17 protein-coding genes are annotated in these 25,022 nt (G+C 67.1%); 6 read left to right on the top strand and 11 right to left on the bottom strand.

The window, feature by feature from the left end; all coding sequences use genetic code 11:
• Positions 1 to 144 precede the first annotated feature (144 nt).
• Complete coding sequence (locus NR101_RS03270) at positions 145 to 726, bottom strand: NUDIX hydrolase (RefSeq protein ID WP_256773874.1); 582 nt, start codon at positions 724 to 726, stop codon at positions 145 to 147.
• Positions 727 to 910: 184 nt separating this feature from the next.
• Here NR101_RS03270 and NR101_RS03265 point away from each other — a divergent pair, with 184 nt between their 5' ends.
• From NR101_RS03265 to mtnC, 5 genes are all read left to right on the top strand, one after another.
• The gene (locus tag NR101_RS03265; RefSeq protein WP_256773875.1) at positions 911 to 2,389 is read left to right on the top strand and encodes an amino acid permease; all 1,479 of its coding nucleotides are present in this window, start codon (positions 911 to 913) and stop codon (positions 2,387 to 2,389) included.
• A gap of 68 nt (positions 2,390 to 2,457) precedes the next feature.
• A complete protein-coding gene (locus NR101_RS03260) occupies positions 2,458 to 3,882 on the top strand; it encodes an amino acid permease (RefSeq protein WP_256773876.1) in 1,425 nt (474 codons plus the stop codon).
• A gap of 243 nt (positions 3,883 to 4,125) precedes the next feature.
• Entirely contained in the window at positions 4,126 to 4,767 is a 642-nt protein-coding gene (locus NR101_RS03255; protein ID WP_256773877.1) for a methylthioribulose 1-phosphate dehydratase, read from the top strand.
• Between the two features lie 298 nt (positions 4,768 to 5,065).
• Positions 5,066 to 5,629: an acireductone dioxygenase gene (locus tag NR101_RS03250; RefSeq protein ID WP_256773878.1), complete on the top strand. Its 564-nt coding sequence runs from the start codon at positions 5,066 to 5,068 to the stop codon at positions 5,627 to 5,629.
• Between the two features lie 3 nt (positions 5,630 to 5,632).
• Positions 5,633 to 6,331, top strand: coding sequence for an acireductone synthase (mtnC, locus tag NR101_RS03245; protein ID WP_256773879.1), 699 nt, complete (start codon positions 5,633 to 5,635; stop codon positions 6,329 to 6,331).
• A 111-nt stretch (positions 6,332 to 6,442) separates the two neighbouring features.
• On the opposite strand, the gene NR101_RS03240 is transcribed toward mtnC, so the two are convergent.
• The 6 genes from NR101_RS03240 to NR101_RS03215 all read right to left on the bottom strand — a co-directional run bounded on the left by NR101_RS03240 (position 6,443) and on the right by NR101_RS03215 (position 16,342).
• Positions 6,443 to 9,085: a glycoside hydrolase family 2 protein gene (locus NR101_RS03240; protein WP_256773880.1), complete on the bottom strand. Its 2,643-nt coding sequence runs from the start codon at positions 9,083 to 9,085 to the stop codon at positions 6,443 to 6,445.
• Positions 9,086 to 9,245: 160 nt separating this feature from the next.
• Positions 9,246 to 10,454 (bottom strand): AGE family epimerase/isomerase, encoded by a 1,209-nt coding sequence (locus NR101_RS03235; protein ID WP_256773881.1) that lies wholly within the window; start codon positions 10,452 to 10,454, stop codon positions 9,246 to 9,248.
• A complete protein-coding gene (locus tag NR101_RS03230; protein WP_256773882.1) occupies positions 10,451 to 11,446 on the bottom strand; it encodes a carbohydrate kinase in 996 nt (331 codons plus the stop codon). The genes NR101_RS03235 and NR101_RS03230 overlap by 4 nt, the downstream gene beginning before the upstream one ends.
• Positions 11,447 to 11,453: 7 nt before the next feature.
• Entirely contained in the window at positions 11,454 to 12,764 is a 1,311-nt protein-coding gene (gene fucP, locus NR101_RS03225; RefSeq protein ID WP_256773883.1) for an L-fucose:H+ symporter permease, read from the bottom strand.
• Positions 12,765 to 12,808: 44 nt separating this feature from the next.
• A complete protein-coding gene (locus NR101_RS03220; RefSeq protein ID WP_256773884.1) occupies positions 12,809 to 13,855 on the bottom strand; it encodes a LacI family DNA-binding transcriptional regulator in 1,047 nt (348 codons plus the stop codon).
• A gap of 105 nt (positions 13,856 to 13,960) precedes the next feature.
• On the bottom strand, positions 13,961 to 16,342 hold the full coding sequence (locus tag NR101_RS03215) for a GH92 family glycosyl hydrolase (protein WP_256774139.1): 2,382 nt from the start codon (positions 16,340 to 16,342) through the stop codon (positions 13,961 to 13,963).
• Between the two features lie 686 nt (positions 16,343 to 17,028).
• Here NR101_RS03215 and NR101_RS03210 point away from each other — a divergent pair.
• On the top strand, positions 17,029 to 20,118 hold the full coding sequence (locus tag NR101_RS03210; RefSeq protein ID WP_256773885.1) for a TonB-dependent receptor: 3,090 nt from the start codon (positions 17,029 to 17,031) through the stop codon (positions 20,116 to 20,118).
• Between the two features lie 329 nt (positions 20,119 to 20,447).
• Here NR101_RS03210 and NR101_RS03205 read toward each other — a convergent pair whose 3' ends face one another.
• The 4 genes from NR101_RS03205 to NR101_RS03190 all read right to left on the bottom strand — a co-directional run bounded on the left by NR101_RS03205 (position 20,448) and on the right by NR101_RS03190 (position 24,996).
• Complete coding sequence (locus NR101_RS03205) at positions 20,448 to 21,182, bottom strand: copper homeostasis protein CutC (RefSeq protein WP_256773886.1); 735 nt, start codon at positions 21,180 to 21,182, stop codon at positions 20,448 to 20,450.
• Positions 21,179 to 22,177 carry a N(4)-(beta-N-acetylglucosaminyl)-L-asparaginase gene (locus tag NR101_RS03200; RefSeq protein WP_256773887.1) on the bottom strand — a complete coding sequence of 333 codons (999 nt, stop codon included), beginning with the start codon at positions 22,175 to 22,177 and terminating at the stop codon, positions 21,179 to 21,181. The genes NR101_RS03205 and NR101_RS03200 overlap by 4 nt, the downstream gene beginning before the upstream one ends.
• Positions 22,178 to 22,235: 58 nt before the next feature.
• A complete protein-coding gene (locus NR101_RS03195) occupies positions 22,236 to 23,234 on the bottom strand; it encodes a glucokinase (RefSeq protein ID WP_256773888.1) in 999 nt (332 codons plus the stop codon).
• A gap of 163 nt (positions 23,235 to 23,397) precedes the next feature.
• Positions 23,398 to 24,996, bottom strand: a complete 1,599-nt coding sequence (locus NR101_RS03190) for a calcineurin-like phosphoesterase family protein (protein ID WP_256773889.1) — start codon at positions 24,994 to 24,996, stop codon at positions 23,398 to 23,400.
• Positions 24,997 to 25,022: the final 26 nt, after the last annotated feature.

Genomic DNA, 25,022 nt, shown 5'->3' with positions numbered 1-25,022 from the left:
GTGGCGCGCTGCCGGGCTGCCGCGCGGTTGCCGAGCATGGCTCGGCACTACCCGTGCGCGCGAGGTCCCGGTAGAGCCGAGCCATGCTCGGCTGCCTTTCGTTCCGGACCGAGCGCGTCGCAAAGGGACGATGTGCTTCGGTGGTTACCGCGCCAGCCAGCGCTTCGCCATCCGCGGCAACGAATCATCACCGTCCGGGGTCTCTATCGCCGCATTGGCCACGTCACGGATATCCCGCCAGGCCAACGCCAGCGATTCCTCGCTGATCGCGAACTGCTCGCTGCCCAGTGCACGCACCACGTAACGGGCATCGTAGTGCCAGTGGCCGGGTACGTCCTTGCGCTCGGGGATCCAGTGCTTGTCGATGTCGAACAGCTCGCCATCCTCCAGCACCAGCCCGCTCAGCCCGGACTCTTCCTCGGCCTCCTTCAGCGCCACCCGGGCCAGGTTGCGGTCGCCATCGGCGTGGCCGCCCAGCTGCAGCCAGCGGTCCAGCTTGCGGTGGTGGGTGAGCAGGACGCGCGCGCCGTCGGTGCTGACCAGCCATGCGCTGCCGGTGAAGTGGCCGGCCAGGCGCTCGCGCCGGAACGGGTTTTCCGCATCGTCCAACAATGTGCTGAATTCGTCAGCCAAGGCGGCGTGTTCAGGCTGGCGCCGCGCATATGCGGCCAGTTGGGCGCGCAGGTGGGCATCAGCAACGGCAATGGATTCAGGGTCGATCGACATGTGGGCGGGGGCGCGGGGCGGAATTTGTCGATTATCGCCGGCCCATGCTGCATTTGTGCTTGTGCGTGGGCTTCAGCTTTGGCTAAGGTACAGCGGGCCCTGCACCGTTGGGGCGCCCAGTTGCCATCAGGGTGTGCGGCAAAGTACCGCGCACCTCACCTTTGTCCATTTAGGGAAGCACTGCATGCTGAAGTCTCTGTTGAGGGTAAAACCGGTTGAACCGGCCGGGCACGTCGATGCCGGTGAGCCCATCGAAGGCAGCCTGGACGGCGAAGTCACGTTGAAACGGACCCTCACGGCGAAACACCTCATCATGCTCGGCATCGGTGCGGTGATCGGCGCAGGTATTTTCGTATTGACCGGCCAGGCCGCGGCCAACCATGCCGGCCCGGCGGTGATGCTGTCCTTCGTGTTCGCCGGCTTCGCCTGCGCGCTGGCCGGCCTGTGCTACGCCGAGTTCGCGGCGATGATGCCGGTCTCCGGCAGCGCCTATTCCTACTCCTACGCCACGCTGGGCGAAGGCATGGCCTGGTTCATCGGCTGGTGCCTGGTGCTGGAGTACCTGTTCGCCTCGGCCTCGGTCGCCGTGGGCTGGTCGGCCTACCTGATCAGCTTTATCACCACCACGCTGCACATGCCCTTCCCCGACGCGCTCAGTGCCGCGCCGATCGCCTGGACCGGGCAGGAGTTCATTTCCTCCGGCAAGCTGTTCAACATGCCCGCGGTGCTGATCGTGGCGGCGGTGACCGGCCTGCTGTACGTGGGCGTGACCCAGTCCGCCTTCGTCAACGCCATCATCGTGGCCATCAAGGTGTTTGTGATCTGCCTGTTCATCGGCATCGGCGCGGCGCATGTGGACCCGGCCAACTGGCATCCCTTCATCCCCGAAAACACCGGCGTATCCGGCGAATTCGGCTGGAGCGGGGTGTTCCGCGCGGCCACCATCGTGTTCTTCGCCTACATCGGCTTCGATGCGGTCTCCACCGCCGCCGGTGAAACCAAGGACCCGCAGCGCAACATGCCGATCGGCCTGCTCGGCTCGCTGGCGGTGTGCACCATCGTCTACATCATCGTCTGCGCGGTACTGACCGGCATGCTGCCGTACCACCTGCTGGGCACCGACAAGCCGGTGGCCACCGCGCTGGAAGCCTACCCGAGCCTGTCCTGGCTGAAGACCGCAGTGGAAATCGGCGCGATCGCCGGCCTGTCCTCGGTGGTACTGGTGATGATGATGGGCCAGACCCGCATTGCCTACACGATCTCGCGCGACGGCCTGCTGCCGAAGATCTTCGGCAAGGTCCACAAGCGCTTCCGCACCCCGTACTGGGCCACGATTGTCGTGGGCGTGCTGGCTGCCACGCTGGCCGGCCTGGTGCCGCTGAACGTGCTGGGCGAACTGGTTTCAATGGGTACCCTGTTGGCCTTCGCCACGGTCTGCATCGGCGTGCTGATCCTGCGCTACACGCGCCCGGAACTGCCGCGTCCGTTCCGCGTGCCAGTGGTGTGGATCATCTGCCCGCTGGGCGCGCTGTCGTGCCTGTTCCTGTTCTGGCAGGCCTTCGCGGTGCATTGGCACCTGTTCCTCGGCTGGACGCTGCTGGGGCTGTGCATCTACTTCGGCTATGGCATCCGCCACAGCAAGCTCAACAAGACCTCCGCCTGAGTGCTGCCGGGCCGGCCTTGCGCCGGCCCGGTGTTTTGACACGTCGTACCTGAGAAGACACCCAAACCATGTTCAAGCAACTGTGGGCCACCAAGCACCCCCACGCCGCCCATGAAGACGCCAACGGCCTGAGCCTGGTCCGCACCCTCGGCCCGTGGGGGCTGACCGCGCTTGGCATCGGCGCGGTCATCGGCGGCGGCATCTTCGTGATCACCGGTCAGGCGGCGGCCAACCACGCCGGCCCGGCGATCATGCTGTCCTTCGTGCTCGCTGCGATCTGCTGTGCGTTCTGCGCGATGGCCTACGCCGAGTTCGCGGCGATGGTGCCGGTGTCGGGCAGTGCCTACACCTATACCTATGCCACGTTCGGCGAGCTCTCGGCCTGGTTCATCGGGTGGATGCTGGTGCTGGAATATGGCGTCTCCGCATCGGCGGTGGCGGTCAGCTGGACCGGCTACTTCCTGAGCCTGCTGAGTCATTTCGACATCCACCTGCCGGCGGCGCTGGTCAGTGCCCCGCTGGATGCACAGCTGCGCCCGACCGGGGCGATCGCCAACATTCCGGCCGCCATCCTGGTGCTGCTGCTGACCTGGCTGTGCTACGTGGGCATCAGCAAGTCCTCGGCGATGAACATGGCCATGGTCGTGCTGAAGACCGGGCTGATCGTGCTGGTGATCATCGCCGGCTGGAAGTACGTCGACCCGGCCAACTGGACCCCGTTCATCCCCGCCAACGAGGGACCGGGCAAGTACGGTTTCGAAGGCGTGCTGCGCGGCGCGGCGATGGTGTTCTTCGCCTACATCGGCTTCGAGGCCGTCTCGGTGGCCGCGCAGGAATCGCACCGGCCGCAGCGCGACATGCCGATCGGCATGCTGCTCTCGCTGGTGATCTGCACGGTGCTGTACATCGCCATGGCCGCGGTCATGACCGGGCTGGTGCCCTACGCCCTGCTGGGCACCGATGAGCCGGTGGTCACCGCCGTGGCCGCGCATCCGCAGCTGGGCTGGCTGCGCATCGTGGTCGAGATCGGCGCATTGATCGGCCTGTCCTCGGTGGTGCTGGTGATGATCATCGGGCAGCCGCGCATCTTCATGATCATGGGACGCGACGGACTGCTGCCGCCGGTGTTCACCAAGATCCATCCCAAGTACCGCACCCCGCACATCAACACGGTGATCACCGGTATCGGCATCGCCCTGCTGGCAGCGCTGTTCCCGCTGGACATCCTCGGCGAGCTGACCTCGATGGGCACCCTGATCGCCTTCGCGGCGGTGTGCGCCGGCGTGCTGATCCTGCGCCGCACCCAGCCGGACCTGCCGCGTCCGTTCCGGATGCCGATGGCGTGGCTGATCTGCAGCCTGGGCGTGCTCAGCTGCGTGGCGCTGCTGACCGCGATGACGGCGCACAACTGGATGCTGATGGGCGTCTGGACCGCAGTGGGCTTTGCAATCTATTTCGGCTACGGCTACCGCCACAGCCGCCTGCGCGGGTAATACCGGCCCCGAGCGATCCCGAACGCAGCCAGGGTAGTGCCGGCCGCTGGCCGGCTCCAGGCAATCCCTAACGCAGCCCGGGTAGTGCCGGCCGCTGGCCGGCTCCAGGCAATCCCGAACGCGCCCCGGTAGCGCCGGCCGCTGGCCGGCTGCTCACGAACATCCTGGGTCCACGTGTCCCGGCCAACGGCCGGCACGACCAAGCGCGCGCGGGAATCATCGAAGCGCCGTAAAATACCCGCCATGACCACCCCCACGTTCCCCTACGACACCGCCCACCTCAGCGAGCTGGCCCAGTTGCTGATCGACAACGTCCGCGAGCTGGCCCAGGCCGGCTGGACCCCGGCCACCAGCAGCAACTTCTCGCACCGCCTGGATGACCGCCATGCGGCGATCACCGTGTCCGGCAAGGACAAGGGGCGGCTGGTGGAGGACGACATCATGGTGGTGGATTTCGATGGCAAGGCCATCGGCCGTCCGCTGCGCCCGTCGGCCGAAACGCTGCTGCATACCCAGCTGTACCGCCGCTTCCCCGAGATCGGCTGCGTGCTGCACACCCATTCGCCGGTGCAGACGATCGCCTCGCGCCTCTATGCGCCGCAGGGTCACATCCGGCTGGAGGGCTACGAGCTGCTCAAGGCCTTCCACGGCAACAGTACCCACGAGATGGCCATCGACGTGCCGGTGTTCGCCAATACCCAGGACATGGACGTGCTCTCGGCGCAGGTCGATGCCCTGCTCGACACCCAACCGCTCTGGGGCTATCTGATCGACGGCCATGGCCTGTACGCGTGGGGCCGCACCATGGCCGAAGCGCGCCGCCACATGGAAGCCTTCGAGTTCCTGTTCCATTGCGAACTGGAACTGCGCAAACTGCGCGGCTGAACAGTACCGCCCGCGTCCCGGTAGTGCCGGCCGCTGGCCGGCTCCACGCCATCTCGGGTAATACTGGCCGCTGGCCCGCTCCACGCCATCTCCGGTAATACCGGCCGCTGGCCGGCTCTTCCAGATCTTCCAACGTTCATGAAGCGCCGGCCAGCGGCCGGCACTACCGCGTGGGCTGTCGACCCTCCAGATTCCTGAAGGGAATCTGTATTCCGCCGTTCACCATCAGCCCACGTCCCCGCATCCGGCGCTGCGCTGGTACCCTTTCCTTCCCCCCTTTCGCCTCGCTGCCGCCGCCATGAGCCGACTCCGTATATTTGACGACACCGCCCCGGATACCGCACGGTTCGACAGCCGCGATGGCGAGGCGATCGCAGCCGAACTGAAGAAGATCGGCGTCACCTTCGAGCGCTGGCAGGCGGCCCATGAGGTCGCCCCAGGCGCGAGCCAGGACGAGGTGTTCGCTGCCTACCGTACCGACATCGACCGCCTGGTGGCCCAGCACGGCTTCAAGAGCGTGGACGTGGCCTCGATCGCCCCGGACAACCCCAACCGCGCCGAACTGCGAAAGAAGTTCCTCGACGAACACTTCCACAAGGAAGACGAGGTGCGCTTCTTCGTCGCCGGCTCCGGGCTGTTCACCCTGCACGTGGACGGCAAGGTCTACGAGATCGAGTGCGTCAAGAACGACCTGATCGCCGTGCCCGATGGCATCACCCATTGGTTTGACATGGGCGAAGAACCCAATTTCGTGGCGATCCGCTTCTTCACCGAGGCCGATGGCTGGATCGGTCATTTCACCGGCAGCGACATCGCCCAGCAGTTCCCGCGTTACCACCCCGCACAGCACCAGGCCGACTGATCCATGCCGCATCCCACTGTCATCCTCACCGATATCGAAGGCACCACCAGCAGCATTTCGTTCGTCAAGAACGTGCTGTTTCCGTATGCACGCAAGGCACTGCCGGCGTTCGTCGCCGCGCATGGCCAGCAGCCGGAGGTACGCCGCTGGCTGGACGCGGTGGCCGTGGAGATCGGCGGTGCCTGCCAGGACAGCCTGATCGTGGAAACCCTGCAGGGCTGGATCGACCAGGACCGCAAGCACACGGCCCTGAAGGCGCTGCAGGGCATGATCTGGGAAAGCGGCTACCGCAGCGGCGACTACAAGGCGCACTTCTATCCGGAAGTGGCGGCGGTACTGAAGGGCTGGCATGCGCAAGGCAAGCCGCTGTACGTGTACTCGTCCGGCTCGGTGCCGTCGCAGAAGCTGTTCTTCGGTTTCAGCGACGCCGGCGACCTGACCGGTCTGGTCTCGGGATGGTTCGACACCGAAGTCGGCGGCAAGCGTGAGGCCGACAGCTACCGCCATATCGTCAAGGCGATCGGCGTACCGGCCGGGCAGATCATGTTCCTGTCCGACGTGGTCGAAGAGCTGGATGCCGCCCGCGAAGCCGGTCTGCAGACCCGCCTGCTCGACCGCCTGGACGACTACCCGCTGCCGCGCAGCGGTGAAGCCACGCATGGCCATGACCGCGTAGAGAATTTCCAGCAGATCACGCTGTAGCGCCACGCCGCCCCCCCTGAAGCCATGCACAACCGGATGGGTAGAGCCACGCCATGCGTGGCTACACGTCGCGCTTTCCCGGGACCGCGCCCAGCCACGCGTGGCGTGGCTCTACCGCAGGACGTCGGCCAGTGAGGTGAGGCGGAGCGTGCTGCGCAGCGTGTCCAGGTCCGCATCGCTGCGCAGGCGGAGGGTCTTCGCCTCCCCCGGCACCAGGTCCATCGCGTTATCGTCCAGCGTGGCATCCCGGTCGTCGAAGTCGATCCACAACGCGCGCACCAGCGTTGGCGAACGCAACGTGAGCACATAGCCTTCGCCATCGGCACGCAGGTCGCTGTCGATCTTCGTCCGTGTCAGCGCAAGGTCCTTGGCCGCGGCGAAGTACACCACCTGCTGCGACAGCACCTGCGTTCCATCCAGCAGTTCGACCACCGCCACGGTCCGCGTCGGATCCGCCCCGTGCAGCAGCGATGCATCCTCGTACCGGCCCACCTCCAACGCCGACAGCGGCGGCAACGCCACGGTGTGCCGCTGCTGGTGGCGCAGCGTCCCATCCAGATCGATCACGCGCAGCCGCCATGTCGCCTGCAATCCCTGCTGGCGATCATTGAGCAGGCTTACCCGGGTCACCCCGTCATCACGCAACGCCGCCACCGCCCGGTCGGCAAAGAAGCGTTTTGCGTGGAAATGCAGCGCCTTCCAGCGGCCTGCGTAGTCGATGCTGGACCACGACGCCCCCGGCCACACATCGTTGAGCTGCCAGTACAGCGAGCCCATCGTGTACGGCCGTGACGCGCGGTGGTGCAGCGCGGCCAGCTGGATGCCGTCGGCCTGCATCACCTGGCTGAGGTACACGAACGCCGGGAAATCGCGCGGCGCGCCGTACTCGTCTTCGATGTACTTCAACAGGCGCTGGTTGCCCTCGCCCGCCATGAATTTCTGGTGGGCGCGCACCGTGGCGCTGTCCACCTGCTGCTCGGCGGCCGGAATGATGCCGTCCAGCGTGCGCAGCGACGGCCAGGCCTGCAGCCCGTATTCGGACATGAAGCGCGGCGTCTCGCGCAGGTAGGCGGTCACCGGCAGCGCCGGGTTGCCCCACACCTGCCAGTAGTGTTTGTCACCACGGGTGGAATCGTTGGCCTTGTCGTCCAGGTCGTTGCTGGGCGAGCTGGACCAGTACGGCACGCCCAGCCCTTCATCGGCCACCACCTGGCGCAGGTCGTTGCCGAACAGGTCGACGTAGCCCTGCCAGACCTTCGCCGCGAAGGCAGGATCGGCCGCCGTCAGGTCGCGACCATGGCCCCAATCCTTCCACGCGGTTTCTTCCTCGTTGTTGCCACACCACAGCACCACGCTGGGATGGTGGCGCAGCCGGCGCACGTTGTCGCGCGCTTCGGCGACCACATTGGCGCGGAACGCCGGATCGTAGCCGGGCTGCATGCCGCCGCCGAACATGAAGTCCTGCCAGACCAGCAGGCCCAGTTCGTCGGCGATGTCGAAGAATGCGTCGTCCTCGTAGTAGCCGCCGCCCCAGTTGCGCAGCATGTTCATGTTGGCATCGCGCGCGGCGGTCAGTTCGCGGCGGATCCGCGCCGCATCGATCCGCGCCGGGAACATGTCGAACGGAATGACGTTGGCGCCCTTGGCGAAGATCGGCACGCCGTTGATCACGAAGGCGAAGCCCTGCCCGCCCTGGCGGTCGGCCTCGCGACGCAGCTCCACGGTGCGCAGGCCGATGCGCTGCTCGATACGGCGTGGCGCAGCACTCTCCGGTGCCAGCGTGGCACGCACGGTATAGCGCGCCTGTTCGCCCTGCCCCGCCGGCCACCAGCGGCGCGGCTGTTTGAGCGAGACCGGCACGGTAATGGCGTTGTCGCCGGCACCCAGCGAGGCGTCACGATCGATGCGGGCCACCGACACACCGTCCGGATCCAGCATCTCCACGCGCACTGCGGCAGTGCCAGGCGCGGCGCTTTCCACCTGCACGGTGATCGCCAGATCGGCATGCGCGGCGTCCAGCGCGCGGGTGTGCACGGCCACGTCGGTCAAGCGCTGTGCATCCCAGCTGTCGAGCAGCACCGGGCGCCAGATCCCCGCGGTCACATAACGCGGGCCCCAATCCCAACCGAAGTGGTAACCGGGCTTGCGCACGAAATTGCCGACCATCGCGTCCTTGGGCTCATCGCCATACGGCGAGGGATAGTTGCCGGCGATCTTGTGCGGCATCGCCTGCACGCCCGGCAGCAGGGTCCTGATCGGCGACCGCAACACGATGCGCAGTTCATTGCCGGTGGCACGCAACCGGCCGTCCACCCGCGCGCGCCAGGTGCGGTGGCTGTTGTTGGCCTGCAACAGCGGTTTCCCGTTCAAACTCACCGTGGCGAAGGTGTCCAGGCCTTCAAACGCCAACTCGGCATGCGCGCGCGCCAGCGTGGCCGCGTCTACGTCGAAGCGCGCACGGTATTCCCAGTCGGCCAGCCCGATCCACTGCAGGTCCGCCTCGGGCGCCCCCACGTAAGGATCGGGGATCACCCCCTGCGCCAGTAGGTCGGTATGCACCGCACCGGGCACCTGCGCGGTGCGCCACTGCTGCAGGCCGGGGTGCGCGGCACCGCGCGCGTCACCGGGCAGCAGGCGGAATGACCAGTCCGCCGCCAAGGGGGCGGCCGCTACGGGAAGTGCCCACGCGGTCAGCAGGACCAGCAACAGCCAGCAGGCCGGTGCAACGACATGGGAACGGCGGTGCGCGCGCATGGTGGGCTGCCTGGTTGTGGGAGCAGCCGACCAACGGTCGGCTCTACCGGGGTTTGGGGCAGCCGACCAACGGTCGGCTCTGCCGGGGTTTGGGGTAGCCGACCAACGGTCGGCTCTACCGGGGTTTGGGGTAGCCGACCAACGGTCGGCGCCGCCGGATTCAACGGACTACGTTGAGCACTTCGTAGCACGCGCCCATGGTGTGGTAATCGGTCTTGCCGGCCGGGCTTTTTTCGTCGCTGTACGTGCGGTTGTCCGCATCCAGGATGCGGTACCAGCCACCGTAGCGATGGTCGATCATGTGCTCCCAGGCATAGCCCCAGAGCTTGTCGTACCAGTCCCAGTACGCGGCATCGCCGGTCCGCTTGGCCAGCAGCGCGGCGGTGGCCAGGGACTCGGCCTGCACCCAGAAATACTTGTCGTCATCACAGACGCTGCCATCGGGCGCGAAACCGTAATACAGACCACCGCGCGCGGCATCCCAGCTGCGCTCGACGGCGACATCGAACAGGTGCCGCGCGGTGGGCACCAGCCACTCGGCCTGGACGTGCCGATCCAGGATCAGCAGCAGCTTGGCCCATTCGGTCTGGTGGCCGGGCTGGAAGCCCCACGGGCGGAACAGGTGCTTGGGGTTGTCGCGGTTGTAGTCCCAATCGATCTGCCACTGCGGATCGTAGTGTTCCCACACCAGGCCATCGCCCTGCGCGGCCTGGCGGCGGGTCATGTGGTCGGCCAGCAGCAGCGCGCGATCCAGGTAGCGCTGCTCGGCACTGGCCTCGAAAGCGGCGAGCATCGCCTCGCACATGTGCATGTTGGCGTTCTGGCCACGGTAATCGCTGAAGTTCCACGCGGCGTCGGCTTCGTCCTTGTACAGGCCGAACGCCGGCTCCCAGAAGCGCGTCTCCAACAGTTGCCAGGTCTCGTCCATCCACACACGCGCGTCGCTGATGCCGGCCTTGAGCGCACAGCTGTAGGCCAGCAGCACGAAGGCCACGCCGTAGCAGTGGTTGGTGGCATCTTCGACCACGCCATCGCGCAGGGTCCAGGCGTAGCCGCCGGTGGCCGCGTTGCGGTGGACGTCGCGCAGGTAGCGAACGCCGTGCTCGACCGCCGCCAGGTCTTCGGGCTTGCCGAACTCCCGGTAGGCCATGGCGTGGTTGAACACGAAACGGGTGCTGCTGACCAGGTGCCGATGCGCGGTGTCGTACACGCTGCCATCGTCACGGTAGTAGTGGAAGAAGCCGCCCTTCGGGTCGATCTCGTGCGGCTGGTAGAAGGCCATGGTCTGCGCGATGTGGGCGCGCAGGAACTCGGGCGAGCGGAAATCGGGGGGCGGCGGAACCGGGGTGCCATTGATGGGCGTGTTCATGCGGCGTCATCCTGTTGTTGCTGCAGCAGTTGCTGGACTTCTTCAAGGCTGGGCATGGCCGCGAACGCACCCTTGCGGGTGACCGCGAGCGCACCGACGGCGGCGCCGAAGCGGATCGCACCGGTCAACGCGGCCGGGTCCTGGCAGAAACCAGCGAACGCGGCGCCATCACCACCGCGCTCACCGATGCCGAAAAGCAGGCCGCCGACAAACGCATCGCCGGCGGCAGTAGAGTCCACCGTCTGCACGCGGAAGCCGGTGAGTACGCCATCGGCGTGGCGGGTGTGCCAGCGGATCGGCGCGGCACCGTCGGTGATCACCACTGCCTGGGCCTGCGCGGCCAGCAGACGCGCAATCACCGCCGCGTCGCCACCGGCCTGGTCAGCCGCCAGATACTCCAGCTCTTCGCGGGAGAGCTTGACCAGATCGGCCAGCACCAGCGCGTCCCACAGTCGCGGAAGCGGGTTCACGTCGGCAGGCCACAGCGCAGGACGCAGGTTGAGGTCCAGGCTGACCATCGCACCGGCGGCACGCGCGCGGCGCATGCCATCCAGCGTGGTCGCGGCGATCTCGGCCTCGGTCAGGCTGTTGGAACACACATGGAAGCTGCGCGTGCCGTCAAAGCAGCTGGCGTGGAAGTGCTCGCTGCGGAACAGCAGGTCCGCCGCCGGCGGCCGGTAGAAGCTGAAACTGCGCTCGCCATGGGCGTCCAGCGCCACGAACGCCAGCGCGGTCTTGGCCGCACCGGTACGCACGATGCAGTCGGTGGCCACGCCGGCGTCGGCCAGGCTCTCGGCGAGGAAGTCGCCGAACATGTCGTTGCCGAGCATGCCGGCGAAATGGGTGTCCGCGCCCAGCCGCGCCGCGGCCACCGCGACGTTGGCCGGTGCCCCACCGGCGTACTGCAGGAACGCGCGCGGGGTGTCGGCGCTGGCCGGCGGCTGCGCAAGTAGATCGATCAAAATCTCGCCGAAACAGACAATCTTGCTCATTCTGGCCTCAGGCTCCGTGGCGGAATGCGGCGCTCGGGCGCGAACCCGACAGGCCATAGAAAATGATGTAGCCGTAGCACACCAGCGGCAGGATGAAGGACGGCTGCAGACCGATATGGTCGGCCAGCACGCCCTGCAGGTAGGGCACCACCGCGCCCCCGACAATGGCCATGATCAGCAGGCTGGAGGCCTTGTTGGTCAGCGGCCCCAGGCGCTCGATGCTCAACGCAAAGATGGTCGGGAACATGATCGAGTTGAACAGGCCCACCGCCACCACCGCATACAGCGCTACGTGGCCGGTGCTGAACATGGTCAGCGCCAGCAGCAGTACGTTGACCGCGGCGAACACGGTCAGCAGCACGCGCGGCGAGAAGCGGGTCATGATCGCCGAGCCGGCGAAGCGACCGATCATCGCCAGCGTCCAGTACGCGGACACGTAATGGGTGGCCTGCTGCTCGGTGAAGCCGCCGATGGCCGGCATCGACAGGTAGTTCACCAGGAAGCTGCCGATCGACACTTCCGCGCCCACGTAGAAGAAGATCGCCAGCACGCCGAACAGCACGTGCTTGTGGCGCAGCGCGTCCAGCAGCGTGTGCTTGCCGCTGTCAGCCTGCTCGGTGGTCTCGGTCAATGCCGGCAGGCGGAACAGGTAGACGAACACGGCCAGCAGCGCCAGCGCGATCGCCAGGCCCACGTACGGGCCCTGCACCGACTGCGCTTCCTGCACGCGGTAGGCGATCTGTTCGGCCGACGGCAGCGCGGCCAGTTCATCGGCACTCTTGACCGTGTTGCCCAGGATCAGCAGGCCGCCGAAGATCGGTGCGATCGCCGTGCCCAGCGAGTTCAATGCCTGGGCCAGGGTCAAACGGCTCGACGCGGTCTGTTCCGGACCGAGCAGCGCGACGTACGGATTGGCCGCCACCTGCAGCACGGTGATGCCGGTGGCGAGCACGAACAGCGCGCCGAGGAAGGCTTCATACACGCGCAGTTCGGCCGCCGGCCAGAAGCCCAGCGCGCCGACCGCGGCAATGGCCAGGCCGGCCACGATGCCCTTCTTGTAGCCCAGGTGCGCCACCAGCCGACCGGCCGGCAGCGACATCAGGAAGTAGGTGCCGAAGAAGGTGAACTGCACCAGCATCGCCTTGGCGTAGTTCAGTTCGAACACCGCCTTCAGATGCGGAATCAGGATGTCGTTGAGGCAGGTCAAAAAGCCCCACATGAAGAAGATCGTGGTCGCCACGGCCAGGGCCATGCGCGTGTTGACCACGGGCGCGGACGCAGACGAGGAAGGCAGTCGGGGCGTTGGAGAAATGGGCATTCAGGTACGCGCCTCGTTGCGCGAGCAGGTGAAGGAAGACGCCATCACGCGGCCACGGGGCCGCTGCTGGCACGGATGCGCAGTTGTACGGGCGCCACGGTGCGTTGTGGTGCCGCTTCGGGATGGTCCAGCCGCTGCAGCAGCAGTTCGGCCGCTTGCCGGCCACGCTCGCGCGGGTTCACCGTGAGCGTGGTCAGCGGCGGCAGGGCAACCGCCGCTTCGGAAATGTCATCGAACCCGGTCACCGCGAAATCGATGCCGGGCCGCACCCCGCGCGAGGCCAGGCCCAGCATTAGGCCGAGGGCGACGCTGTCGTTGTAGCAGACCGCCGCGGTGGGCGCAGGATCGCGCGCGAACAGTTCTTCGCTGCGCGCGGCGGCTTCAAGGCGGTTGGGCGCCGATTCGATCAGCCAGTCCGGTTGCACGTCCCTGCCCGCTTCGGCCAGTGCCTGTGCGTAGCCCAACCGACGCTGGTGGCAGGAACTGGAATCGGCGTGGCCACCGAAGAAGGCGATGCGCTGGTGACCGCGTTCGATCAGATGGCGAGTGGCCAGGTAGGCGCCCTGCTGGTTGTCCAGGGTGAGGAAGTCCCAGTCGGCGCCGGGCGGCTCGCGGTTGAACAGCAGGACGTTGGCATTGAAGCCCAGCACCTGGCGCAGTTCCGCCGCGTCGCTGCCTTCGGCCGGCGACAGGATCAGGCCGGCCGGGGTGTGTTCCATCAAGGTGGTCAACACCGCCTGCTGCCGCTGCGGCGATTCGCCGGTGCTGCCGAGCAGGGTCACAAACCCCTTCGCACCGAGCGCCTCGTCCACGCCGGAGGCGAACTCGGCGAAGAACGGGTTGGACAGGTCGTTGATCACCAGGGCCACGCTGGAGGACGTGCGCCGCCGCAGGTTGGCCGCGCCCCGGTTGTAGACATAGCGCTGGCGGCGCAGCTCGGCCTCGACCCGGGCACGGGTGTCGACGTTGACCAGCGGGCTGCCGCGCAGCACCAGCGACACGGTCGCCCGCGACACGCCGATCGCCTCGGCGATATCGGTCACGGTGACTGCGCGCGTTCCCTTGCCTGCGGGTGTGGCCTTGTCGTTCATCGTGTCCGCCCGGTCCTTGTCATCCCGCAAGCCTAAACGATCGCATCGGCCAACGGACCGTGCCGGTGCCGGTGGTCGGGGCGCAGCCGTTGGGCAGACGCAGGTTCATTCCAGCGACGCGCCCGGGGTGGCGCAGTAGGAGCGCGGCAATGCCTCGGCGCGGGTGCCCCAGCCGGTGGTCGGGGCCTGGGCGCCGAGCGCGAAGTCGATGCGCCCGCCCTGCTGCAGGCGGGTCCAGTCCAGCCACACCGGCGCGTGGTCCTGGCCGTCGACGCGCACGCCCTGCACGTACTGCAGGGTGCGGCCATCGGCACCGGCGGCGGCCAGGGTCAGGCTACGGCCGGTGCCCAGGTCCACCTCCACCCTGGAAAAGCGCGGGGTGTGCAGCAGGAACTGGCCACTGCCGGGCACCGCCGGGTACAGGCCGATCGCGCTGAACAGGTACCACGCCGACATCGTGCCCAGGTCGTCATTGCCGGTCACGCCGTTGGGTGCGTTGGTGAACAGCTGCTGGGCCGCGCGCACCACCGTGGCGGTCTTCCACGGCTGGCCGATCAGCGTGTACATCCACGGCGCGTGCAGGTCCGGTTCGTTGTTGGGGTTGTAGCGGTACTGGTTGTAGTAGCTGTACGGCCCCACCACCCATTCCTTGCGTGCGGCGGTCAGCGGCGACTGCACCAGGGCGTCGTAGGCGAAGAACGCATCCAGGCGCTTGCCGGCCTGCTCGCGGCCGTGCATGGCCTGGACCAGGCCGGGCATGTCCTGCTGTGCCAGCCACTGGTACTGCCACGCGGTGCCTTCATGGAACCCATGGTGCGACCGCGGGCTGTAGTGGCCGTCGGACGGCACGTACCACTTGCCATCGTCCATGCGCGGACGCGGGAACCCGCTCATGCCGGTCTCTTCATCGCGCACCTGCGGGTCCCACACCTTGTGCCAGTTGCCGCCGCGCGTGCGCAGCGTAGCCGCATCGTCGGCATGGCCCAGCCCATCGGCCATCTGTGCCAGCGCGCAGTCGGCCAGCGCGTATTCCAGCGTGGCCGACCCCCCGTGATGCGGATCGACGTCCATGCCCTTGGAGGGGAACGCGCGGTCGTAGGCGACAAACCCGTTTTCCACGTAACCCGGGTTGCCGGAACGGCCCGCGTGGCGCGAGTTGAGCGGCGGCTGTTCGAACGCGTTGCGGCGCAGCGCGGTGTAGGCCTCGGCCTCGCGCCCGGCGAGCGCGCCGAAGCGCCACAGGTCGACCAGGAACGGGGTGACCGGATCGCCGGTCATGATGTTGGTTTCAAAATTGGCGTAGCCCCAGCGCGGCAGCCAGCCGCCCTGTTCGTTGATGGCCAGGAGGCTGCGGCCGATGTCGCGCGCCACCGCCGGGCGGGTCAATGCCAGCCACTGGTTCTGCGCGCGGTAGGTATCCCACAACGAGAAATATTCGTAGTAGGTCCAGCCGTCCGCGCGATGGATGGCGTCGTCGTAGCCACGGTAGCGGCCGTCGGCATCGCTGCCGGTCAGCGGCTGCAGCAGTGCGTGGTACAGCGCCGAATAGAACACGGTACGGTCATCGCTGCTGCCGCCTTCCACGCGCGTGGTGGCCAGCTCTCGCCGCCACTGCTGCTGGGCCTGCGTGCGCATCTGCTCGAACCCCAGCAGCTTGCCGCCCTGCATGCCGTCGCTGCGCAGGTTGGTGCGCGCGCCTTCGGCGTCCACGTGCGAGATCGCGCTGATCGCGGTGACCTCGCGCTGCGTGCCCTTGCCCACGTCGAAGCTCAACCACGCGCCGCTGGGCTTTTGTTCGCCTTCCATGCGATGCCGCGCACCGGCCAGGCCGCCCTCTTCGCCCCAGGTACCGAACGCCTTGAACGGGCGGTCGAATTCGATGCGGAACCACGTGGTGTACTGGTGCCCGCCGCAGAAGCTCTTGGTGACCAGCTTGCCCTCGACCACGCGGTCGCCGACCACGTCGATCACGCTGCCGATCACCGAATGCCGCTCGTTGGCCTGGCCGACGTTGACCAGCACATGGCCGGTACCGGCGTCGACCGGGAAGGTGTAACGCTCGGCCGCAGCGCGGGTACGCGCGGTGGCCTCGGCATCGATGCCGCCGTAACCGGTCAGGCGCACCTTGTAGTAGCCGGCCTGGCCGACCTCGCCGTCATGGGTGTAGCTGGAGGCGTAGCGCTTGTGGTCGAAGCTCTTGGCATCGTCGGTGTTGAAGTCGCCGCCCTTGCCGATGCTGCCGGTGACCGGCAGCACCGAGACCTGCCCGCCCTGCTCCCAACAGCCGGCACCGGACAGGAAGGAGTGGCCGAAGCCGCGGATCTTGGGATCGTCATAGCGCCAGCCGGCGTAGTGCTCGCCGATCGGGCTGACCTGGATCAGCCCGAACGGGGCCGAGGCGCCCGGGAAGGTGTTGCCGTCATCCTTGCTGCCGATGAACGTGTTGACCTCGCGCTCGAGCGCGACCGGGGCGGCGGCCTGCAGCATCGGCGCGAACGCCAGGGCGAACAGGCAGGCCAGGCGTGGCAGGGCGCGGCGTGACGGGGGGACGACAGAGGCGGACGGCATTCGGCGCATGGGTGGATCCTGTGGGTCGATGTCGGTGCTGACGAAGGGGCGCAAAGCCCCGCCACTGCTGGCCGGGCGTCTCCCCGGGACGCGGCTCCAGATCCACGTTGCCGTGAATTTAGATCGATTCAAGTAAAGCACGGGGATTTCGGCCGATGCATTCTGCGGCGCAACATGACGGGCCCGGATAGGCGGAGGCACGCTTGCGCCGTGCCGCCCGGCCGACCCTTCAGCATCTGTTCGTGGCCTCGACGCAACCTGGCGATGGATGGCTGATGCCTCTGCGAGCGACGCGACAGCCATCCCTCCCCAGCCGTCTCCGCGCACGAAAACGTTTTCATGGTTTTTTCGATCGCGTCATACCCTCGACGCGCGCTTGCCATATTGCGCAGCAGCATGCGTCGCCCGCCGGGCCGTGCTAAAAAATCCCCGCCAATCGTTTAGATCGATCCAACTTTAAACGGTCACGATTGCTGGAGGGGTGGGTGGGGACCACCACGCGCTGCATGCCGGACGCACGACTCGACGCCCCAAGGCGCCTTGAAAATTAGATCGATTCAATCACGTATCGCCACCGTTTCAATCCAGGAGAGGGAGAGAGTGGAATGAGCAAGATGTCCCGCATGCGCAACCGCGACACGCTGTCGGCCGCCATTACCGCCGCGCTGTTCGCCGCCGCGCTGGTTCCGGCCAGCGCTTTTGCACAACAGGCCAGCCCGGCCTCGTCACCGGAGGCCACCACGCTCGACAGCGTGACCGTCACCGGCTACCGCTACGCCATCGAAAAGAGCCTGCAGCAGAAGCGCGACGCCAACGCCGTGGTCGAAGTGATCACCGCCGAGGACGTCGGCAAGTTCCCCGACAAAAACGTCGCCGATGCGCTGCAGCGCGTGCCCGGCGTGGTCATCGAGCGCAGCGGCGGCGAAGGCAAGACCGTCAGCGTGCGCGGCCTCGCCCCGGACCTGACGCTCACCCAGTTGAACGGCAACTACGTCGCCACCTCGGAAACCAACAACGAAGCGACGCGCTCGTTCAACTACACGCTGCTGCCGGCAAACATGCTGTCCAGCGCGGAGCTGTTCAAATCGCCCGAGGCGCGCATCGACGAGGGCGGCATCGGCGGCACGGTGATCCTGCATACCCGTCGTCCGCTGGATATGGAAGCCAACTCCGGTTACGTGAACCTGGAAGGCACTTCGTCAGATACCAGCCACGACCTCGAACCGCAGGTGTCGGCGCTGTACTCCTGGCACAGCAAGGACGAGCGTTTCGGCCTGCTGGTCGGGGCGACCAAGCAGACCCGCACCAGCCGCACCATGCAGGCCAGCACCGAGGACTATCAGTGGTACGGCAACGGCACCGACGCACGCGATGCCAACGGCAACGTGCTGTCGCAGGACGGCATCCACTACTGGTGGGGCCAGTCCGGCTTCAATGACCAGAGCGGGCGCAACTACAGCGAATTCTTCATGCCGACCTCGGTGAACTTCGCGGTCAAGGAAGAAAAGCGCGAGCGTACCGGCGGCCAGTTCACCTTCCAGTTCAAGCCGCTGGACAACCTGACCCTGACCGCCAACTACTTCCGCTTCGAGCTGCAGGGGGATTACACCCAGAACATGCTGAAGATTCCGGAATGGAACCTGGCGCGCTACAACGGCGACGGCAACTGGGACGGCGGCCGCCTGCTCAACGGGCTCAGCTTCGACCCCAGTGGCAGCATCGTCACCGGTGCGCAGTACGAAAAGCTGGCCGGCAAGACCTACTACTGCAGCGAAGAACAGGCCGCCGCCGCCGGCATGGCGCCGGGTGGCTGGGGACCGGACGACTGCACCATCCCCACCCCGCAGCTGACCGGTACCTACAGCAAGGAAAAAGCGCTGTCGCAGACCGCCGACCTCACCGTCGACTGGGACATCAGCCCGCTGTGGAAGGCCTCCTTCACCGGTGGCCGCACCTGGTCCGAGGGCGGTCCGTCGATGAACTTCAGCATGTCGGCCAAGCCGCGCCGCCAGGTCGATGGCGTGTGGCAGTCCGGCAACACCTACAGCGCCTGGGACCTGACCGGCACGCCGAGCGCCACGTTCTCGCCGAACCTGCAGGACCAGCTGATGGCCGGCATCGCCGAGATCGATACCGGCTCCACCGGTTCGTCGTGGATGCAGACCAGCGTCAAGCAGAACTACTTCCAGGCCGACGTCACCAAGATGTTCGAAAGCGGCTGGCTGGACTCGATCCAGTTCGGCGCCAAGTACCGTGATGGTGAAGTCCACCGCAATACCGGCAACACCTACTGGGTGTGCCAGGGCAAGGACCCGGCCGACTACGACAACAACCGCTACCAGGCCGGGTGCGATTCGACCGCGGGGCAGGCCCAGCCCGGCTTCTTCCTGTCCAGCCCGATCAACAACATCGCCGGCGGCTTCAACGCCAACGTGTTCCCGGGCATCAACTACCCCGCCTACATCGACTTCCTCAACCAGAAATACGGCGGTTCCTACAGCCGCAAGGAAGAGGACTTCGTCTACAACGTCAACGAGAAGATCTACTCCGGCTACTTCCAGGCCAACTTCCGTACCGAGCGCCTGCGCGGCAACGTCGGCGTGCGCGTGGTGCGAACCCAGCAGTTCGCCGAGTCCAGCGATTCGGTGGAGAAGTTCAACGACTACTTCCAGGACAACGCCGCGGGCGCGCCGATGGGCTGCAACGATCCGGCCGCTGGACCGCTGATCGCCTCCAACACCGGTTATGTGTGCCAGAGCGGTTTCGTGCGCCTGCCCGATGGCCTGGCCCGCGAGAAGACCTACGAGTTCGCCTCGCTTGAACGGACCTACACCGACTTCCTGCCGAGCTTCAACATCGCCTGGGACATCACCGACAACCTGGTGCTGCGCGGCGCCGCGTCCAAGGTCATCGCCCGCCCCGGCTACACCAGCATCGCGGCGCCCGGCAGCCTGAGCTACGTGAGCGAGGAATACAGCAACGACCGTCGTGTCGCCGGCGGCACCGATACCCCCGGCTGGTACGGCCACGGCAGCAACAAGAACCTGGAGCCGTTCGAAGCGACCCAGTTCGACATCGGCCTGGAGTGGTACTTCAAGCCGGGCGCGGTGGCCGGTGCGGCCCTGTTCCGCAAGAACGTGGACAACTTCACCGTGCCGGTGGTGCGCGACCAGCAGATGACCGTGGGTGGCCAGACGGTGACGGTGCAGAAGTACGAAACCGAAGCCAACGGCCGCGATGGCGTGTCGCAGGGTGTGGAGCTGTACGGTCAGTACACCTTCGACATGGGCTTCGGCGTGCAGGCCAACTACACCTACAACGACACCAACCTGGCCTCCATCGTGCTGGACGGCCAGAACATCGGCTCCTCGCCGCTGGTGGGCAGCGCCAAGAACCAGGCCAACGTCACGGTCTTCTACGAGAACCAGAAGTTCCTGGCGCGCGCCTCGTACAACCGCCGCGGCGAAGTGGTGGGCGGGCTGGTCAACGGCCTGACCCAGTACTCCGAGCCGTACGACCAGCTGGACCTCAACGCGGCCTACAACCTGACCGATGCCCTGACCCTGACCGCCTCGGTGCTCAATGCCACCAAGTCCGAACAGCGGATCTACCTGGGCAGCGACAGCAAGGCGCGGTTGATCTCCAACACCTATACCGGCCGCCAGCTGTACGTCGGCGTGAACTGGAAGTTCTAAGCGTCACCCGCCCCCGCCCCCCGGCGGGGGCACGGTCCTCCACGGCAGCCACGCTCGTACAGGTGGCTGCCGTTTTTTGTGGCGATGCCTCCCCCGGAGTAGAGCCACCCCATGGGTGGCTGCACGCGGTGCCGGACAGAAAGGCAGCCACCCATGGGGTGGCTCTACCCTCGTACGATCCGTGGACCCGGTGCATCCCGTGCATCCCGTGCATCCCGTGCATTCCGTGCATCCCGTGCATTCCGCGCACTCCGCGCAAACCGGTAGAGCAACCCCATGGGTGGCTGCGCGCAATGCCGGACGGAAAGGCAGCCACCCATGGGGTGGCTCTACCGATCGAGGGCGGCGCGTAGGGCGGCGACGGTTGCCGGGTCGGTGGCGGTCCAGTCGGGCGACAACCCGGTCAGCGCGGGGTTGTGGAAACGCATCGGCGAGCGCTGCGTGGCCTTGGCAGACGCGTGCAGCTCGTGGCATCCGCTGCGGGCGGCGATGGCGGCGATGTTGCCGGCACTGACTCCCGCACCGGCCATCACGCTGATGCGGCCATCGGCCTGGGCCACCAGCGTTGCGAGCGCGTCCGCACCGGCCTCGGCACTGCCCCGCCCGCCGGAGCTCAACACGCGCTGGCAGCCGAGCGCGATCACCTGCTCCAACGCCTGCGGAAGATCGCGCGTCGCATCGAAGGCGCGATGGAACGTCACCTGCATCGGTCCCGCCGCCTGCACCAGCTCGCGGCACAGTGCCACGTCGATGCCGCCGTCAGCATCCAGCGCGCCGATCACCACGCCATCGCAGCCCAGTGCCCGGCACTGCGCGATATCACGCAGCATGATCTCCGTTTCCAGCGCGCCGTAAAGGAAGTCGCCAGGCCGCGCACGGATCAGCACGAACACCGGAATGCACAGGCGTTCGCGCGCCACGGCGATGCTGCCGTGGGACGGGGTGGTGCCGCCCTCGGCGAGGTTGTCGAACAGTTCGATCCGGTCGGCGCCGCCGGCTTGTGCGGCCAGTGCCGAGGCCACCGAGTTCGAGGCGATTTCCAGCACCCGGCGCGGTGGGCTCATGTCTGCTCGCTGGTATAGACCGAGGCCGAATCGCGCAGGTCATCCTGGCGGTCCTTGTCGCATACGGCATAGACGAAGCCACGGTGCAGCGCGTACGCACCGACCTCGCCGTGCTTGTCCAAGGCGAGGAAGCACACCTGCAGCGTTTTGCTGGCCTCCGGTCGTTTGCGCACCAGCCGTGCGATCGCCTCGCGGCAGGCATCGGCCGGCGAGCGGCCCTGGCGCATCAGTTCCACCACCAGGAACGACGCCGCGTTGCGCATCATTTCTTCGCCGACGCCCGAGGCGGTCGCGCCGCCCACCTCGTTGTCCACGTACAGACCAGCGCCGATGATCGGGCTGTCACCCACGCGCCCGTGCAGCTTCCACGCCATGCCGCTGGTGGTGCATGCACCGGCAAGGCGGCCATTGACGTCGATCGCCAGCATGCCCAGGGTGTCATGGTTGCTGCTGTCGCCCGGACGGCCACGCCGCTCGGCATTGATCTCAGGCGTGTACTGGGCGGTCTTCAGCCATTCACGCCAAGCCTTTTCCGCCGCAGGGGTGAGCAGCTTCTGGCGCTCGAAGCCCTGTTCCACCGCGAACTGCTTCGCCCCCTGCCCGACCAGCATCACGTGCGGGGTGTTTTCCATTACTTTGCGGGCGACCGACACCGGATGCAGGATGTCGGTGAGCGCCGCCACCGAACCACAGCGGCCGTCGCCGTCCATGATGCTGGCGTCCAGGCTGAGCACGCCGTCGCGATCGGGATTGCCGCAGCGGCCGACGGTGGGGTTGCACAGCTCGCTCTCGGCCCAGCGTGCGCCCGCTTCCACCGCATCCAGCGCACTGCCGCCGCCGGACAACACCTTCCACGCAGCCTGATTGGCGCCGACACCGAAATCCCAGGTGGACACCACCCGTGCGCCGGAACGTGCCTGCGCACGCACGCGCGGCAACGCCAGTGCACCGGCGGCCAATGCACCGGCCTGGAGGAACTGCCTGCGATCGGTCATCTGAACCCTCCCCTGCAACAGCTGTGGTTGTTCCGCCCGGCATCCGGGCGGGATGCGTTCATGCCACCGCGCGTTCGCGGCGCGCGGCATGCCATACCGCCGCGCCCAGCATGCCCAGCTCGCCGTGTTCCACCCGCCACACCGGCACCTGCGCCAGCACCCGCGACATCACCCCCTTGGCCAGGAAGCGCGCACGGAAGCCACCGGCCTGCAGGAACGGCGCAATGCGCGTGGAAATGCCGCCGGCCAGGTACACCGAACGCGCACCGAAGGTGACCGCCAGATCGCCGGCCAGGCTGCCCAGCCATGCACTGAAGACCTGCAGCGTCTCCACCGCCAGCGCGTCCTCGCCCGCATGCGCGGCGGCGATCAGCGCTTCGGTCGATTGCCAGCGGGGTGCCACGCCACGGATGCCGCACAGGCACGGATACAGATTCATCAGGCCGCTGCCGGACAGGATCCGCTCCTGGTCCACGTGTTCCCACCGCTGCTGCATCTGGCGCAGGATCTCCAACTCCAACGCATTGCCGGCGGTCAATGCGGCATGGCCGGCTTCGCTGGCCAGCACCGGCTGATCGCCGCCCTGGAAGCGCAGCGCCGCACCCAATCCGGTGCCGGGCCCGAGCACCAGCGCCGGCCACGGCGAATTGTCGCTGCTGGGCTCGCCATTGAGCGCTACCAGTGTCTCCGGCTGCACACAGGGAATGGCGTAGGCCACCGCTTCGAAATCGTTGATCAAGGCCAGCGAGCGCAGCCCGGCCTCGGCGCGGGTGGCCGCCACCGATACCGGCCAGGCCAGGTTGGTGTTGACCAGGTGGTCGCCTTCGAGCAGGCCGGCGATCGCCACCACGGCGGTATCCACCGGCTGCGCGGTGACAGCGATGAAGTCGGCCAGGATCGCGGCCAGGCTGGCGAACTCGGCGCAGCTGTAGCGGCGCAGACCATGCAGGTGCGGCGGCTGGCCGTCGCGCAGCTCGGCCAGGGCCACGCGCGCGAAAGTGCCGCCGACGTCGGCGACGATGACCGGTTCAACCGGGGATTCCAAGCCGGGCGTCATCGCAGACGTCGCGTCGGGAAGGGCCGGAACAGGGTCCGGAAACGGTACCGCAACGCTCACTCGCAGGCCTTGGCTGGGATCGAACAACTCTGCACGATTTTCGGCGATCGGCCCCGGTTTGCAAAGCGGACGTTGCCGTACCGGAGCGTATGCGTGAGCGCCATCAAGGCTTGGCCACCTGCAGGCGATAGGTGGTGCTGGCCGTGGACGTGGGGCCATCGGCATGCACCGCGCGCACTTCAACCTTGTGCTCGCCGGCAGCAAGATTGGTCGGCAGCGCGCCGCGCCACAGATGCGGCGATGGCGTGGCTTCGGGCGAACGATCGAAACCGCGCAGCGTCTCGGCCTGGTCGTCGGCCATGTTCTCCACCAGCAGGCGCGGGTCCGGCTGTTCCACCCGCTTCATGCCCTGCCAGCCGCCATTGTCCACGCGGTATTCCACCCGCGTATCGGCCTGGCCCATGAACACATTGGCGTACACGCCCCATGCCGGGTAGGCGTCCTTGCGCAGCACTTTGGGGGCGTGAAGGGCGATCTGGTAATCCTCCGGCGCGCGCGCCACGTAATAGCGCAGGCTGTAGTCGCCGCCGGGCCTGACCGACAGCAGCGCATAGCCGTTGGGGGTGCCATCGCTCATGGTCGCATCGGGAATGCCGCTGCTGTCCTTCACTCCGGACCAGAACGCACCACAGGCGGCGCCGACGTTGTACTCATGCAGCGGCTTTGCCCCCTGCCAGCCTTCGGCGGCACCGTGGTAGTAGTGCTGCTGGGTGTGGCTGTGGCCGCTGAGCACCAGCACGTTGGGAAAGTCCTTGAGCAGCCCGAACAGGCGCGTGCGGTCGGCATGGCGGAAGGTTTCGCGGCCCGGGGCGGCATCGAACAGCGGAATGTGCATGCCCAGCACCACCAGCCGGTCGCGCGGCAGGCCCTTGAGGTAGTTGCCGAGGAAGGTGAACTGGTCCGCGCGCAAGCCGCCCACGTAGGTCGGCTTGGCCTTGGGGTCGTAGACCACGTCATCGAGGAACACGAAGCTGGCCCCGCCCTCCTCCACCGCGTAGGTATCGGGGCCATAGACCGCCCGCCAGCTGTCCAGCGAATGGCGGTCGTCGCCGGCGTCGACATCCAGGTCGTGGTTGCCCGGCACATGGAACCACGGCACCTGCAGCTGCGCGGTGGCCTTGTTGATGGTCGGGTACAGGTCCAGGTCGTCGTTGACGATGTCGCCCAGCGTGGTGCCGAGTCGCGCCGGATGCTTGCCGATGATCGGTTCGACGATGGCGCGCCGGTAGTAATCGATGTCGACCTTGCTGGCGGTCTGCGAATCGGTGAACACCAGCATCTCGAACCCGGCGCGTGCCGCATCGCTGCCCTTGGCCGGCTCCAGCGCGAAATCCCAGTTGCGGGTGTTGGTGCCGGTCGCGTGGATGCCGTCGTACTTCAGCCGCGGCGAGCCCTGCGGCGCGTAATGACGCCAGTACGCCGGCAGCCCGTTGTCCGCGGCCGGGAAGCGATACTCATCGGGCTTGATCACGAACACCGTCTGCCCGTCGCGCACGGGCAGGCTGTAGCTGCCGTCGGCGGCGGTGCGCACGATGGTTTCGCCGTTGGAGACCTGCACCCCCGCCAGGCCCGGATCGGTCGGCCCGCGACCGGGCTTGCCGTCGCGCTCCTGGTAGACCTTGCCACTCACGGTCACCTCGGCGGCCAGGGCGGGTGCGGTGGTCAACAGCAGGCAGGCCAGCCAGGCAGCAGTGCGGGTCATCGGGACAGTCCGTTCAGGGGTGGGTG

This window comes from Stenotrophomonas sp. Ste86, assembly GCF_024519465.1.
Lineage (GTDB): Bacteria > Pseudomonadota > Gammaproteobacteria > Xanthomonadales > Xanthomonadaceae > Stenotrophomonas.
This window is presented reverse-complemented; position numbering and strand designations above follow the sequence as displayed.

Excerpts from the sequence above, each read along its gene's own strand:
- NR101_RS03270 (WP_256773874.1), bottom strand. The coding sequence starts at position 726 with ATGTCGATCGACCCTGAATCCATTGCCGTTGCTGATGCCCACCTGCGC.
- NR101_RS03265 (WP_256773875.1), top strand. The coding sequence starts at position 911 with ATGCTGAAGTCTCTGTTGAGGGTAAAACCGGTTGAACCGGCCGGGCAC.
- NR101_RS03260 (WP_256773876.1), top strand. The coding sequence starts at position 2,458 with ATGTTCAAGCAACTGTGGGCCACCAAGCACCCCCACGCCGCCCATGAA.
- NR101_RS03255 (WP_256773877.1), top strand. The coding sequence starts at position 4,126 with ATGACCACCCCCACGTTCCCCTACGACACCGCCCACCTCAGCGAGCTG.
- NR101_RS03250 (WP_256773878.1), top strand. The coding sequence starts at position 5,066 with ATGAGCCGACTCCGTATATTTGACGACACCGCCCCGGATACCGCACGG.
- mtnC (WP_256773879.1), top strand. The coding sequence starts at position 5,633 with ATGCCGCATCCCACTGTCATCCTCACCGATATCGAAGGCACCACCAGC.
- NR101_RS03240 (WP_256773880.1), bottom strand. The coding sequence starts at position 9,085 with ATGCGCGCGCACCGCCGTTCCCATGTCGTTGCACCGGCCTGCTGGCTG.
- NR101_RS03235 (WP_256773881.1), bottom strand. The coding sequence starts at position 10,454 with ATGAACACGCCCATCAATGGCACCCCGGTTCCGCCGCCCCCCGATTTC.
- NR101_RS03230 (WP_256773882.1), bottom strand. The coding sequence starts at position 11,446 with ATGAGCAAGATTGTCTGTTTCGGCGAGATTTTGATCGATCTACTTGCG.
- fucP (WP_256773883.1), bottom strand. The coding sequence starts at position 12,764 with ATGCCCATTTCTCCAACGCCCCGACTGCCTTCCTCGTCTGCGTCCGCG.
- NR101_RS03220 (WP_256773884.1), bottom strand. The coding sequence starts at position 13,855 with ATGAACGACAAGGCCACACCCGCAGGCAAGGGAACGCGCGCAGTCACC.
- NR101_RS03215 (WP_256774139.1), bottom strand. The coding sequence starts at position 16,342 with ATGCTGCAGGCCGCCGCCCCGGTCGCGCTCGAGCGCGAGGTCAACACG.
- NR101_RS03210 (WP_256773885.1), top strand. The coding sequence starts at position 17,029 with ATGAGCAAGATGTCCCGCATGCGCAACCGCGACACGCTGTCGGCCGCC.
- NR101_RS03205 (WP_256773886.1), bottom strand. The coding sequence starts at position 21,182 with ATGAGCCCACCGCGCCGGGTGCTGGAAATCGCCTCGAACTCGGTGGCC.
- NR101_RS03200 (WP_256773887.1), bottom strand. The coding sequence starts at position 22,177 with ATGACCGATCGCAGGCAGTTCCTCCAGGCCGGTGCATTGGCCGCCGGT.
- NR101_RS03195 (WP_256773888.1), bottom strand. The coding sequence starts at position 23,234 with ATGACGCCCGGCTTGGAATCCCCGGTTGAACCGGTCATCGTCGCCGAC.
- NR101_RS03190 (WP_256773889.1), bottom strand. The coding sequence starts at position 24,996 with ATGACCCGCACTGCTGCCTGGCTGGCCTGCCTGCTGTTGACCACCGCA.